This window comes from Photobacterium satsumensis, assembly GCF_050336935.1.
Taxonomy (GTDB): Bacteria; Pseudomonadota; Gammaproteobacteria; order Enterobacterales; family Vibrionaceae; genus Photobacterium; species Photobacterium satsumensis.
Genome location: NZ_JAKJSK010000007.1, coordinates 401,670 through 415,682, shown reverse-complemented (window position 1 = coordinate 415,682; position 14,013 = coordinate 401,670). Strand labels below are relative to the sequence as shown.

13 protein-coding genes are annotated in these 14,013 nt (G+C 46.7%); 8 read left to right on the top strand and 5 right to left on the bottom strand.

All coding sequences use genetic code 11. From position 1 onward, the window contains the following. Positions 1-149: 149 nt before the first annotated feature. The 4 genes from L4D79_RS13530 to L4D79_RS13515 all read right to left on the bottom strand — a co-directional run bounded on the left by L4D79_RS13530 (position 150) and on the right by L4D79_RS13515 (position 4,698). Entirely contained in the window at positions 150-1,754 is a 1,605-nt protein-coding gene (locus L4D79_RS13530) for a BCCT family transporter (RefSeq protein WP_428652089.1), read from the bottom strand. Positions 1,755-1,846: 92 nt separating this feature from the next. Beyond that, a complete protein-coding gene (locus L4D79_RS13525; protein ID WP_428652088.1) occupies positions 1,847-2,836 on the bottom strand; it encodes a membrane dipeptidase in 990 nt (329 codons plus the stop codon). A gap of 10 nt (positions 2,837-2,846) precedes the next feature. Further along, positions 2,847-4,295 carry an aldehyde dehydrogenase family protein gene (locus L4D79_RS13520; protein ID WP_107348208.1) on the bottom strand — a complete coding sequence of 483 codons (1,449 nt, stop codon included), beginning with the start codon at positions 4,293-4,295 and terminating at the stop codon, positions 2,847-2,849. Positions 4,296-4,305: 10 nt separating this feature from the next. After that, on the bottom strand, positions 4,306-4,698 hold the full coding sequence (locus L4D79_RS13515) for a RidA family protein (protein WP_428652087.1): 393 nt from the start codon (positions 4,696-4,698) through the stop codon (positions 4,306-4,308). 154 nt (positions 4,699-4,852) lie between these two features. On the opposite strand from L4D79_RS13515, the gene L4D79_RS13510 reads away from it, so the two are divergent. From L4D79_RS13510 to L4D79_RS13495, 4 genes are all read left to right on the top strand, one after another. Further along, positions 4,853-5,767, top strand: coding sequence for a LysR family transcriptional regulator (locus tag L4D79_RS13510; protein WP_428652086.1), 915 nt, complete (start codon positions 4,853-4,855; stop codon positions 5,765-5,767). A gap of 212 nt (positions 5,768-5,979) precedes the next feature. Beyond that, on the top strand, positions 5,980-6,843 hold the full coding sequence (locus L4D79_RS13505; RefSeq protein ID WP_428652085.1) for a fructosamine kinase family protein: 864 nt from the start codon (positions 5,980-5,982) through the stop codon (positions 6,841-6,843). 145 nt (positions 6,844-6,988) lie between these two features. Beyond that, positions 6,989-7,645 carry a hexitol phosphatase HxpB gene (gene hxpB / locus L4D79_RS13500; RefSeq protein ID WP_428652084.1) on the top strand — a complete coding sequence of 219 codons (657 nt, stop codon included), beginning with the start codon at positions 6,989-6,991 and terminating at the stop codon, positions 7,643-7,645. A gap of 330 nt (positions 7,646-7,975) precedes the next feature. Continuing rightward, positions 7,976-8,179 (top strand): CPXCG motif-containing cysteine-rich protein, encoded by a 204-nt coding sequence (locus tag L4D79_RS13495; protein WP_428652083.1) that lies wholly within the window; start codon positions 7,976-7,978, stop codon positions 8,177-8,179. Positions 8,180-8,278: 99 nt separating this feature from the next. Here L4D79_RS13495 and L4D79_RS13490 read toward each other — a convergent pair whose 3' ends face one another. After that, positions 8,279-8,893 carry a riboflavin synthase subunit alpha gene (locus L4D79_RS13490; protein ID WP_428652082.1) on the bottom strand — a complete coding sequence of 205 codons (615 nt, stop codon included), beginning with the start codon at positions 8,891-8,893 and terminating at the stop codon, positions 8,279-8,281. 196 nt (positions 8,894-9,089) lie between these two features. Here L4D79_RS13490 and L4D79_RS13485 point away from each other — a divergent pair, with 196 nt between their 5' ends. The 4 genes from L4D79_RS13485 to L4D79_RS13470 all read left to right on the top strand — a co-directional run bounded on the left by L4D79_RS13485 (position 9,090) and on the right by L4D79_RS13470 (position 13,993). Further along, complete coding sequence (locus L4D79_RS13485) at positions 9,090-10,859, top strand: diguanylate cyclase domain-containing protein (RefSeq protein ID WP_428652081.1); 1,770 nt, start codon at positions 9,090-9,092, stop codon at positions 10,857-10,859. 188 nt (positions 10,860-11,047) lie between these two features. Beyond that, positions 11,048-12,418: an MATE family efflux transporter gene (locus L4D79_RS13480; RefSeq protein ID WP_428652080.1), complete on the top strand. Its 1,371-nt coding sequence runs from the start codon at positions 11,048-11,050 to the stop codon at positions 12,416-12,418. Positions 12,419-12,517: 99 nt separating this feature from the next. After that, complete coding sequence (locus L4D79_RS13475) at positions 12,518-13,615, top strand: DUF3080 domain-containing protein (protein ID WP_428652079.1); 1,098 nt, start codon at positions 12,518-12,520, stop codon at positions 13,613-13,615. A 117-nt stretch (positions 13,616-13,732) separates the two neighbouring features. Beyond that, complete coding sequence (locus L4D79_RS13470; RefSeq protein ID WP_428652078.1) at positions 13,733-13,993, top strand: DUF5062 family protein; 261 nt, start codon at positions 13,733-13,735, stop codon at positions 13,991-13,993. Positions 13,994-14,013: the final 20 nt, after the last annotated feature.

Genomic DNA, 14,013 nt, shown 5'->3' with positions numbered 1-14,013 from the left:
CATCAATTTTATAATTATGTTTCTGGTTATAGGCGTCCAACTACCGCCCGGGAATGTTGCTCTTATGATGTTGCTGTTGCTTTCTCATGCCCCTTTCGAGGCATGATGGACCTATACCTATCTAAAATAAGTACTTATAGCGCTTGGTATTAAACCCCTTGCTCTTTGGCCATCTTGATTGCGATTTTCGGCGCATCCCATAACGACGGCAGTAATATCAACGAGACCGGCACTGCGGTGATAACGATGAAAGATTGCAAGGCCGACACCCCACCAGAGCCAAGAGAAATCAAAATTAATGCGGTCAGGCCCATCATTACGCCCCAGAAAGTACGGATAAAGGCGTTAGGCTCAGTCTCACCACTGATCACCACACTGATGGTATAGGTCATTGAGTCACCTGTGGTCACAATGAAAATAGTGGTCAGAATCAAGAACAAAATCGACACTATCATTGGGAAAGGCAGCTGCTGAGTAATCGCTAATAGTGCTCCCGGTAAGTTAAAGCCTTCAAAGGCCTTACTGACCGTCCCCGGGTCTGCCATCTCAAATGCCACCCCAGTACCGCCTACAATGGTGAACCAGAAACAGGTAACCAGAGGGGCCATCACACTGTGGGTCATCACCAATTGGCGAATTGTACGTCCACGGGATATACGCGAGATAAAGATAGCCATCATAGGGCCGTAGCCCAGGAACCAGCCCCAGAAAAACACGGTCCACCAGCTTAGCCAGCCTTCATCACCACGGTAAGTAGACATTGGTATGAAGTTGTCCAGCATAGTACCTACACCTTGCAGATAGCCATTGACAATGAAGTTTGTCGGACCAACTAATAAGATGTAAGCCATCAAGCCAACGGCCAAGATAATATTCCAGCGACTTAAGATTTGAATGCCTCGGTTCAAACCACTCAGGGCTGAAAGGGTATAGATTGCAATGGCAAACAAGATGATGATCAACTGAGTGGTGAAACCATCAGGGATAGCGAACAAGGCATTAAGCGCATAGCTGATCTGCAAACCGAGGAAGCCAATAGGGCCAATCGTACCGGCGGCTACGGCAATAATGCAGCATGCATCGATAGTGGCACCAATTCCCCCTTTCAGTGCACGCTCACCAAGCAATGGGTAAAGCAAAGTACGAGGCTTTAGCGGGAGGCCTTTATCATAATGTAGATGCATCAACACAATAGAGGTCAAACAGCCAGTGATCGCCCATGCCAAGAAGCCCCAGTGCATGAAAGATTGCGATAGGCTGTTAATCGCCTGCTGCCACGGCGTTGTCGCCTCACCGTATAACGGCGGCGCGCTTACAAAATGGGCAATAGGCTCAGCGGCAGCCCAAAATACCCCTCCTCCGGCCAGCAAGGTACAGAGCATAATCGCGATCCAGCGAAAAGCATCAATTTCAGGCTCATCCAAGTTGCCAAGTTTTACATGCCCCGTCCTGCCCGCCGCTAAAGCAAGGCCAATCAAGAAAGTCAGTAGTAGTAAAATTTGCCAGTAAGGGCCAAAATACTTAACCGACCAGGCAAAGCCTGTATTAACCAATGAAGAAAGCAATTCATGGTCGAAGAGCGCTAGCACGACAAACAGCGCAATAAAACCACCGCTTAGCCATAGAACCGGGTTATTAATTCCTAATTTATCAGTGAGTGTTTCTGTTGTGTGTTGCTCTGCTTGTAAAGACGCACTGCTAACCGACTCTGTTTTGGTCGCTTCCGTCTTTACCGTATTCATAATCTCAGACATGTACTGTCTCCAGCGGTTGGTGGATTTGTCTGGGCAAAAAAGAATATAGGCGGCCTGCTTGAATTTATTGGAATGGCAGGCCGTTTATGCTGTTACTCAGCGGGCTGCAAACCGCTTTGCAAGAACTTGAACCAGTTACCGCCAATGATTTGTCCCGCCTCGGCTTCACTAAACCCTGTCTTGATCAGCCCGTTGTAGATGTTTTCCATCCCACGGCTACCGCTAAACCAAGGTAAGGCGTCAGGCCAACCAGCATTGCTGGAAGAGCCTTCACCGTAATCCATCGCTTTCGACCAGCGGCCATTACGCATCCACTCCAGTACTGACTGTGGCTGGTTCAGGCACAAATCGCTCCCGATCCCCAAATGTTCGACACCGACCATATCAGCGGTACGGGCAACCATTTGGCAGAAGTCTTCAAGTGTGCATTGGCTGCCATTGGGCAAGTGGAACGGGTAAAGGCTAAAGCCCAGTAACCCACCACGATCGGTCAACGCCTTGATAACCACATCAGATTTATTACGCAGTGCATCATGAGCAAATGTCGGGTTGGCATGACTGATACAAATCGGCCGAGCAGATAAGTCTATTGCCTCAAGGGTCGAGCGCTCGGCACTATGCGACATATCGATTATCATGCCGACACGATTCATTTCATCAACCACCTGCTTACCGAAGCGGGTAATACCGTTGTCGTTTTGCTCATAACAACCTGTCGCCAGCAGGCTCTGGTTGTTATAGGTCAACTGCATAATCAACAAGCCCTGACGACGCATCACCTCGACCAGACCAATTTCATCATCAATTGGCGAGCAGTTTTGCGCCCCAAACATGATCCCGACTTTACCTTGCGCTTTTGCCGCTTCGACATCAGCCATCGACAGAACGGGCATAATCAAGTCAGCATTGCGCTCGAACAACAGGTTCCACTCGGCAAAACGACTGAGCGTTTCGCGGGCAGTTTCGTGATACACCAAGGTGGCATGCACGGCATGGATACCACTTGCCTTCAATGTCTGGAAATACTCGCGATCCCAGTGACAGTACTGCAAACCATCAATGACTATTTGCTGTTGATACATAGGCCACTCCTTAGTAAGGACGCTGGTAAGCAGTTTTCACGACGGTGTAGAACTCTTTGGCATACTGGCCTTGTTCACGAGGGCCAAAGCTCGACTCTTTACGGCCACCAAACGGTACGTGGTAATCCGTTCCTGCTGTTGGCAAATTCACCATCGCACAGCCAGTTTGGATCTGCTCTTTGAACAGTGCGCTGGTACGCAGGCTTTGGGTGATGATGCCGCCGGTCAGGCCGAAACGGGTATCATTGGCGGTCGCTATCGCCTCATCCAGATCAGACACCTTGATGACACAGGCCATTGGGGCGAAGACTTCTTCTTGGTTCACTTCCCAACTGTTCTGAGTATTTAGGAACAGTGTTGGTGACATATAGTAACCTTCGTGCTGCAAGCTCAAACGCTCACCACCAAAGGCCAGCTCGGCACCACTTTGGCGGGCTTTTTCTACCCAGCCGAAGTTGGCTTCCAGCTGCTTACTGTCAACCACTGGCCCCATAAAGACCCCATCTTCAAGCGCATGACCGACTTTAAGCTCACTCATACGTTTGATTAGCGCTTCTACATAAGCATCATGGATACTGTCCATGACCACCAAGCGCGATGACGCCGTACACTTCTGGCCCGCACCCGAATATGAACCCGCTATAGTGGCTTCCACCGCGGTTTGAATATCGGCATCATCAGCAACAATCAATGCATTCTTACTGCCCATCTCAAGCTGGCAGCGAACGAAATTTGGTGCGGTTGCAGCAGCCACTTTACGGCCTGTTTCAACTGATCCGGTAAAGCTCACCGCTTGAATTTGCTTTGAATTAATCAGTGTATCGCCCACTTCAGCACCGCTACCTAGTACAAGGTTGAATGTGCCAGCAGGGAGCCCTTGTCGCGAAATGATTTCGGTTAACGCAACAGCACTGGCTGGAGTCAGGTTGGCTGGTTTCCAAATTACACTGTTGCCAAACGCCAGTGCCGGCGCAATTTTCCAAGCCGCTGTTGCGGTAGGGAAATTCCAAGGCGAGATAATAGCCACAGTACCGACCGCTTCTCGGGTCACTTCAACCGAGACCCCGGGGCGAACAGAAGCCGCGTTATCACCCACCTGACGCAATACTTCTGCGGCATAATATTGGAAGAACTGACCGGCACGGTAGATTTCACCACGCCCTTCTGCAAACGGCTTACCTTCTTCGCTTGAAAGTAAACGGCCTAGCTCGTCGCAACGAGCAATCAATTCGTCACCAATAGCTTGCAGCACGGCTAATTTGCGCTCCAATGGTGCTTTTTCCCACTCAGGCTGCGCTGCATTTGCGGCATCAATCGCCTGCTGGACCTGTGCTTGGCTAGCTTGGGCAAAATCACCCAAATTCTGGCTGATATCCGATGGATTGATGTTAGCCACAGTACGCTGGCCAGCTTGCCACTCATTACCAATAAAAAGGGATTGCTCTGCTTGAATAGTCATTGTTATGTCCTTATTCCTTTACTGCGGCGTAAACCACTAGCTCAACTAACATTTCTTCACGTGCCAGCCCGGCAACAACCATGGCTGCACGGTTAGGGTGTGGGGCATTGAAGTACTCAGCGTAAACCTTATTAACCGTGGCAAGGTACTCTCGGTCTGTGACATAAATCAGCACCTGTAATACCGAATCCAGCGACTCCCCCGCACACTCCAAGGTATGGGCGAGGTTGTCCAATGTCTTACGGGTCTGGGCCTCGATCCCGCCTTCCACCACAACGCCATTCTGATCAATAGGGATCTGCGCAGTGTAGAGCGTTCCATTATGGGTAATGGCCCACTCAAGCGGGGCTTTCGATGCAAATAGAGAGGTTTTGACAGCTTGCTTTTGTTCTTGAAGGCTCACGCTCAACTCCACTTTGTAATCAAGATGTTTCAAGTTGGTTAAATCATGCACTAACTGTACTGATATATCTAACGGTTAATTTTTTACAATTGATAAATTTTATTTAACACTCAGTATCAGGCATGATGGATAAAGGGCTTATAGGGAGATAGCAATGGGAATTAAGCTTCAGCAGATGATTCATTTTGTGATGGTGGTCGAAGAAGGCGGATTTCGTGCTGCTGCAAAGCGGGCAAACCGCTCGCAGGCAGCACTTTCTACTTCGGTAAAAGAACTAGAACGTACATTGGGGCAAACACTATTTGAGACCGGACATAAGGCGCAACTCACCCCGTTCGGCAAAGTCTCCTATCCGAAGATCGCCCAATTCCTCAGTATTTATCATGACCTTGATAATGATCTGAAAGCGATTGCCTCTGGCCACCAGGGAAAAGTACGCATCGCGTGTGTTCCTTCTGTGGCAGCAAAACTCATTCCAAGCGTTTTGGCCGCTTTTTGCGAACGCTACCCCAAAGTCGAAGTCAGCTTGATAGATGATAATGCAGCTGGCGTCGAAACCCGGCTACTGGCGGGAGAAGTTGATTTGGCCTTAGGAAATTGCTCGCATTTTGATGATGGAGCGATCTCTTTTACTCCACTGCTTTCCGACCCACTTGGTGTGGTCTGTCTGCAAGATAACCCCTTGGCAGAATTTGAAGAAGGCATCAATTGGGAAACTTTGCTCAAACAACCTTTTATTCGCAATGGCACCTGTACACTTTTAGAACCCACCCCTGCCCGCGTACTCAGTGAGAAAGCTCTCTACTCAGTAGAGAACATCACTTCGCTATTCTCAGTCTTGGAGTTAGGCATCGGGATCACCACCTTGCCCAAATTGGCCTTCCCAACCAATGAAACCAAGCTTGTCTGGCGACCGCTTATCGACCCACCGCTCAAGCGGGACATAGGCATTTTCCGCCTTACCGACCGTACTATCTCACCGCAGGCCAATGCATTTTATTCGCTTTGTGTTGAATACCTTATGTATACAGGGGAAGCGCTAAATGAATGCATACCCGATGAAAGATGATGACATATCAATACCCTGTCGCGTACCAGCCAAGCCCCACAAAGCGGAGCCTTATCAGGTCGTTGACAAATTTTACCTTGTTTTCGCCACCCAACTATTATTGGTCGATCTTTAAAACCTTGATAAATACCCAGTTATTAGTTCAATAAATAGACTACTATGTTGAAGAGGCAACGAGCCCAACTGCATATTGATGTGTCGTGGAGGATGCTATGTGGCAAGCAATTTCTCACCAACTTTCTGAGGTATTGGATAGACCGTTCAAAATCAGCGAAAAGGAAGTTCTTGAAGGCGGTGACATTAATGAATGCTACTGCATCGGAGACGGTAACGAACGTTACTTCGTCAAACTTAACGATCGCGAGCGGCTAGTTATCTTCGAAACAGAAGCTGAAAGCCTAAGGATGCTTAACGAAACTGACTGTATTCAGGTACCGCAGTTTGTTCACCTTGGCACAAGCAAAGATAGTGCGTTTATTGTGCTCAACTACCTACCGACAAAAGTCATTGATAACCAGTCTGCTTATACCCTTGGTGAACAACTGGCACGCATGCACGCTTGGGGCGAACAAGGGGAATACGGCTTTGACCTCGACAACTATATCGGATTAACCCCACAACCCAATCAATGGTGTCGAAAATGGTGCCGTTTCTTTGCTGAACAGCGTATTGCCTGGCAGCTGCAACTCTGCTCTGAGAAAGGCATCGAGTTTGGCAATATTGATACGATCACCAGCAAAGTGATTGATCTTCTTGTTCATCACCAGCCCAAGCCATCATTGCTCCATGGGGATCTTTGGCATGGCAATACTGCCCTTACCGTCACCGGGCCGATCATTTTTGATCCTGCCAGCTACTGGGGGGATCGTGAGTGTGATATCGCCATGACTGAATTGTTTGGTGGCTTCCCACCCAGCTTCTACGAAGGATACCAGTCGGTCTGGCCGCTAGATGATGGCTATGAAGAACGTAAGGCTCTCTACAACCTATACCATGTTCTCAATCACTGTAATTTGTTTGGCGGCAGCTACATAACGCAAGCTGAACAAATGATGGAAAAGCTAGGGCTGAGATAAGCCCACCTTTTCGCACTACGCCGCTAATGTGATATAAAGATTAAAAGCTGGATGCAGATAGATGCGCCAGCTTTTTTCGTTTCTGTATCCTATTCCCAAGTCATTGCAAGACACTTGGGCAAACCATAATTAAAGAGAACTCAAGATGTTACAAGCTGCTGTATTCGATATGGATGGCCTGCTGGTCGATTCTGAACCCTTCTGGCAACAAGCTCAGGTCGATGTTTTCAGCTCACTCGGAGTGAGCATTTGTATCGCCGATACACACCAGACAATGGGGCAACGAATCGATCAGGTCGTTGAGTTTTGGTATAGCAAGCAGCCTTGGCACCAGCATAGTATCGCCGCGGTCACCGGGATGATCGTTGCACGGGTTGAAGAACTGATCAGAGAGCGTAAGCCTATGCTGCCTGGCGTTGTCGAAGCCATTGAAACCTGTGAAAAGATGGGGCTTAAAATTGCCCTCGCTTCATCATCACCAATGCGCTTGATTAAAGCGACGCTTGAAGCACTCTCGCTAGAGTCTAAGTTTTCAGCGGTGCTATCTGCAGAAGCCTTGCGCTATGGCAAACCTCACCCAGAGGTCTATATCAATGCTGCTGACGCGTTAGGAGTTACTCCCCAGTCTTGTATCGCTTTTGAGGATTCGGTGACCGGCCTGCTGGCGGCAAAGGCAGCCCAGATGAAAGGAATTGCAGTCCCTGATGCCGCGTATGCCAATGATCCGCGTTGGGCGATTGCAGACTTAAAACTTAACTCGTTACTCGAAGTAAATAAGCAAATTATTGCATCCTTGAAGTAACATCACGTTTTTTAAAAGGTGTAAATCAAAGCATTATATTATTTGCACCTTTTTATCCAGCCGACTCATATCAAAAATGTCCCACTTCTGACCTAATATTTATTTCATCAATATAAACAAAAATTTATACGTCCAGTCTTTTTTCACCATCGGATCTTTGCCTCTTCGTTATTTTTCATAATTATCTATCACTTCAAACTTTATAGTTAATTTGAGGCGAAAACGAATGCTTAACGCTAAAGTTAAATCATTGAACTGAACCTGTCGCGTTCACAAGAATGACTGCAATCAGGATGCTCATTCTTGTCGTAAGTTAGCAAGGAGTACACAATGAATAACTTTACAGAGCAGACGGTAGCCTGCCCACATTGCGGCCACAATATCCGTATAACCCTTGATGCCAGTGCAGGCAGCCAAGAGTTTTATGATGACTGTCCAGCCTGCTGTCACGCCATCCACCTCAATATGCAAGTTGATGACTTACACAAGACTATCAATTTATTTGTCGATGCCGATGATGAGCAAATATTCTAATTTCATCTCTTGCTAAATTGAGTAAATAAGACTGATAAACAAAAACCCCTACTCATGAGTAGGGGTTTCTATTTAGACGACGTTTTTATATTGGATAATTTACCCAAGACCTTTTTCGGCCAATACCCTTTCTACCGTATCGACAATTGCTTGGGTTTGCGGGTCAATTTCAATATTGACTTTCGCGCCTACCTGCTTCACGCCAAATAGTGTGCGTTGCAATGTTTCAGGAATTAAATGTACGCAGAAGCGATTTTCTTCCACCGTACCAATAGTCAAGGAACAACCATCTAAACCAATATATCCCTTCCTTAATATATATTTGTTGAATGACTCGGGAATTTCAAACCAAATCGTCGTGTTATTTGGCGATACTTCAATATCAACAATCGTCGTCACTGCGTTAATGTGGCCAGACATTGAATGGCCACCAATTTCATCGCCAAACTTAGCCGCACGTTCAATATTTACGCTTTCACCAACGGTGAGATCACCCAAGTTAGTCACTGCCAATGTTTCTTGCATCAGGTCAAAGGAAACATTGTCTCCCTCTAGTTTCGTCACGGTCAGGCAACAACCATTGTGCGCAACAGAGGCACCAATTTCCAACCCTTCCCGCATTTTTCCGAACAAGCGGACAACGTGGGTTTGAAACGCTTCTTTTTTATCGATGGCAATAACTTGTGCTGTACCCTGAACAATTCCGGTAAACATATCAACTCCTGATGATCAGCTAACTTTCAGCATGTTAACAATAAAACGCCGAGGTAAAAAGCAAGCTAAATTGCACAATTCGGTTTTACCCTATATCCTCAGCACATATTTTGCCTGTTAAAGCAGATTGTATTGAACTGGACCAAGTATGCTCAAGCACCTCACAAAAAATCTTAATGTGCACATACAGGTATTAATGGCATTGTTAGTCATACTAACGGCCCTCCCTATTGGCTTTCTTTGGCACCAAAGTGCCGAGCGTGTCGTCCATCATACAATTGAACATACCTACCAACATGCCAGCCAAGCAGTAATCCACCACCTCAACGAATTTTTTACTAATGCCAACAAGGTCTATGAACACCAGGACCGTATTCAAACAACCCTCAATACAACAGTAGAAAGCAGGGAGGCATTACTTAATCACATTACGACAGTGTTAAACCACCACAATCAAATCGATTATTTCTACTTTGCCAATACCGAAGGAGGATTACTCTCAGTCGGTCATCAAGCAGACAACCAGTATTACCTGATTGAATCTGATTCAGCCCAAGCTGGAAACTTAAGCCGTTTTACCTCCGATCATTCTGGCTTCAAAGGCCAATTACTCGAAACAACAGCAAGTTTTGATGCTCGCGATCAAGCTTGGTTTCAAAATGCCCTAAAAACCAATGAACCGGTTTGGAGCAATATATATATCGGCGCTTTTGATCCAACCTTACTCGGCATTACGCTTTCAAAAGCGCAGCGTGATGAAAATGGCAAGCTATTAGGCGTCTGGGGACTTGATTTAACACTCAACACGGTTAATCAAGAGCTGAACAAAAGAAAATTAAGCCAGGCTGGTGATGTCGTCCTGTTCTACGATAACCAAATTATTTTGGCCAGCACATCCCAAACTCATATCGCTCAAAGCGGAGAATTTCCCCTCATTAACCAAACCACTGCCCCTATCCTTGATAGTTTGATCAAAGTTGATAACGACAAAGGCAACAGCTTGGTATTGGTTGAGCACCAAGGCAAGCAATGGGCAGGATTCATCAGTGACTACAACCTCGGCAAAGATCACCTTGCAAAGATAGCCTTCTATTCCCCTTTGACTGACTTTGCGCCTGAACTCGGCACCGCCCAACGAGTTGCCATTTTATTGACCATCGTTTTGATGCTCATTGCCATTTTACTGGGTAAGAAAGCAGCCCGGCATATTCGTCAACCGATTCAAGCACTCACTCAAGCCGCTGAACAAATCAGTAAAGGGCGTTGGGGAAGTAAAATTACCATCACCCGAGATGACGAGCTCGGCACGCTCGCTGAATCCTTCAATAAGATGCAGCATAATCTTGAGCAAACTATTTTCAAGCTAGATAACCAACAGCAAGAGACAAAGCGTCTCAATGCCCTATTAGAGCAACAAAACCTAGAGCTTGAGGCGCGAGTAAAAGCGCGAACCCAAGAGCTCAGCAATGCCAATAGCAAATTACATGAAATGGCTTATTTCGATGCCCTCACCGGTATCGCCAACCGCCGCTATTTCTGGCAACAACTCGACGATAAGTACGCCAAGCAACGTGGTTGGTTACTGATCATGGATATCGATGACTTCAAACAAGTCAACGATGCCTACGGCCATATAGAAGGTGACAATATCCTCAAGCATTTCACCATGACCTGTTTAGAGGTTTTGCCCGAAAATTGTCTATTTGGTCGCATTGGCGGCGAAGAATTTGCGCTATGGTTGAAAGAGGTACCCAGAAGTACTGTTGAACAGATCACTCAACAGCTTTTATCGCAACTTGAACGTAAGCCTTATCGCAATAACGGCATATCCGTTGTTATATCGACCAGCATAGGGGCAAGCCGCTGCTCTACCCAGCCTCAGAAGTCTTATGCTATTGCAGACAGCTTACTCTACGAGGCTAAGCTAAACGGCAAAAACAGAGCGGTTATTGAACACGACGAATAGCGACGCCCAGCGTCATAGAGTATCAAGATAAGCTCACGCCATTAAAAGGCGAAGCATAAAAATACCACTCTAACTATCTGATACCAAAGTCACCAAATAAAATTATATCTTTTTATTCGATGTGAATTGTGTCGCTTTCCCTAACCGTTATAATTCCCGCGTTATTTCCCTCTTCTAGGAGCGCTACTGTGCACAACTATCGACGTGAAACACGTCATTTACTTAAATTAGCGATCCCTGTACTGATTGCTTCAGTTGCTCAAACCTCCATGGGGTTTGTTGATACTGTTATGGCCGGTGGCGTCAGTGCAACCGACATGGCAGCGGTGTCTGTTGCTGCAAGCATCTGGTTACCAGCGATCCTATTTGGTGTTGGCTTGCTCATTGCGCTAGTTCCTATCGTAGCGACCCTTAATGGCTCTGGTAAAAGGGAAAAAATTCCTTTTGAAGTTCAACATGGCTTCCTGTTAGCCGCATTGATCTCTGTCCCTATCATATTGGTACTCTACAATGCCGGCACCCTCATCGATATGATGGATGTCGAGGAAGCCTTGGCTGAGAAAACCAATGGCTACCTTTTTGCCGTCCTTTTCGCCGTACCGGGCTTTCTCTTCTTCCAGACCCTGAAGAGCTTTTCGGAAGGGGTATCAATGACAGTCCCAGCCATGGTGATCGGTTTTATCGGTCTAGCTGCAAACATTCCGCTTAACTGGATCTTTGTATACGGTAAATTCGGCGCTCCCGCTTTAGGCGGTGTCGGTTGTGGTGTTGCGACCTCCATTGTCTATTGGCTGATGTTCTTCTCGATGCTGGTGTATATTCGACTGAATAAAAAGCTACGTACCATTGGCATTTTCGCTCATTGGCACAAGCCGCAATTCAAGGCCGTTATCCGTCTTTTCCGCTTGGGCTTTCCTGTTGCCGCTTCGATTTTCTTTGAGGTCTCACTCTTTGCGGCTATCGCACTGCTGATCTCTCCACTTGGCTCAACCATCGTGGCCGCCCATCAGGTCGCCAGCAACTTCTCATCACTGATTTTTATGATCCCAATGAGTTTAGGGGCTGCACTGAGTATCCGAGTCGGTCATTTATTAGGGCGACAAGATTTCACCGAAGCCAAAATTGCCAGCCGATGTGGCTTGATTGTGGCGTTTATTGTCGCCGCCATGACTGCAGTACTGACCGTTATACTGCGTGAGCCGATCGCCCAGATGTACACCAATAACCGCGAAGTTATTTTCATTGCAGGACAACTGCTGTTCCTCGCTGCCATCTACCAGTGCACAGACGCTATCCAAGTCGTTGCCGCTGGCGCGCTAAGAGGCTACAAGGATATGCGGGCAATCTTTATTCGTACGTTCATTGCTTATTGGATCCTCGGCCTGCCAATTGGCTATGTCCTTGGTATGACTGATTGGGTTGTTGAGCCTATGGGGCCACACGGCTTCTGGATCGGTAATATCGTTGGTCTGACCGCCGCTGCAATCATGCTTGCCTCCCGGATGTTCTGGGTACATAAACAAGATGAAAACGCACAGCTGCAGATGTCATTGCGATAACCAATAATTTACTGCAAGTTCAACAATTAAAGGCGGCCTATGGTCGCCTTTTTGATTTGCCGCGTATACTTATCATACTACTTGCGCTGATTAGCTAGCATGCATACACGGCCTATATTTTCACACATATCGCTATTTTTATCCCTTCGGCAACCTGCCCATCGCGTATGCTGTCAGTGTTGTTTTGTACTGTTTATTTTTGTTTTAGCCGGGTGTGAACCCAATACCACAAAACGAAGCTTCGAAACCTATAACACTCGGCTGGCCAACGTCCTAGATACCGCACCGGTTAAAATTAATGACGGTGATCTCAACGCTTTTCCTGAGCCTCGCGAGTTATTACTGCCTATCGAAGATATTCGGATTGATTTGCTAGATGCCTATGAGCTAAGAAAATGTGGGTTGTTTAATCTGATTGCCGAGCGCAATTCGATTCTGGGCAAGGTACAGGACAAGACCCGGCAACTTCGCTACGAGCTCATTCTTCTCAAAGGGCTAAACCATTGCCAACAAGTTCTACCTGAAGGCTCCGACGTACTTCCTATGCTTGAGGGCTTCAGGCAGAAAAAACAAACTCAACTTATCAGCCATCTATGGAACATGCTCGCCACCGAAAAAGAATGGCGCCAGCAACTAACCATTGTTTATCAGCCTTTTGAATTAGATCTCTTTTATGGTTTTGACGAAAGCCTAAATGCGTTTAACTATCTCAGCTTTATTCAACAACAAGTCCTTTCTGGTAGCAGTATTGACGAGAAACAAGCTGACAGGCTGATAGAACATCAGAAACAGCTTCATGCCCACCACTACTTCGGTCAGCTTATTTACTCAATGCACCTCTCTATCTTATGGCTGGACGGTATTACCGAGATGCTTGAACAAAATGAAGCCACGCTCATCTGTGGGCCAAATCGTAATCAGCAAAAAGCCGAATACTTGAGTAATGTATTCTACAAGTTCTTTGTCAATGAACTGCAGCCTTACCTTGCGGAACTGGATTCTCAGTACCGTCAAATTTCACCACCGCTCATTAAGCTTCTCTCCCCCGCTATTTCAATGACCCCAGCAGTAACCTCCTATTATGAGCATTACCTGGGCGGCCGTTTGCATGATGATTTTAGGCAGGCGACGCTTCAGCATGTTGAATTCTGGAAACGAACGTTCAGGCGCTGCAACATCAAAGTCGGGGTTCGCTAACTTGTTAGCCGCTCTTATATAAATTCACAGACTTAGTGCAAAGAATTGTCCTGTCTTGCTATAAATGCAGGTCAACAGGCTCTAAGATGAAACTATAAACATCAGGAGAAGCCTAACATGAAGAAAAACAAAAACGACCCAAAGCTTTTGAAAAAAGCGCTAGAGCTAGGCATGTCCTTTGCGAAAAAACAAGGTTTTGATGATTTAGACAAATCGGTCTCATCGAAAGATAAAGTCGAATGTGTTTACCGCTTACTGGTTGAATTCAAACAAATCACACCGCTCCCTGAAGACAAGGAAGATGGCCCGAACATGAAACATAAGCTCATCTTGTGGATTTCTCGGCTGTTACCACCCGATCACGAACTACTCCAGTAATTCTAAACAGCAGGTTTGAA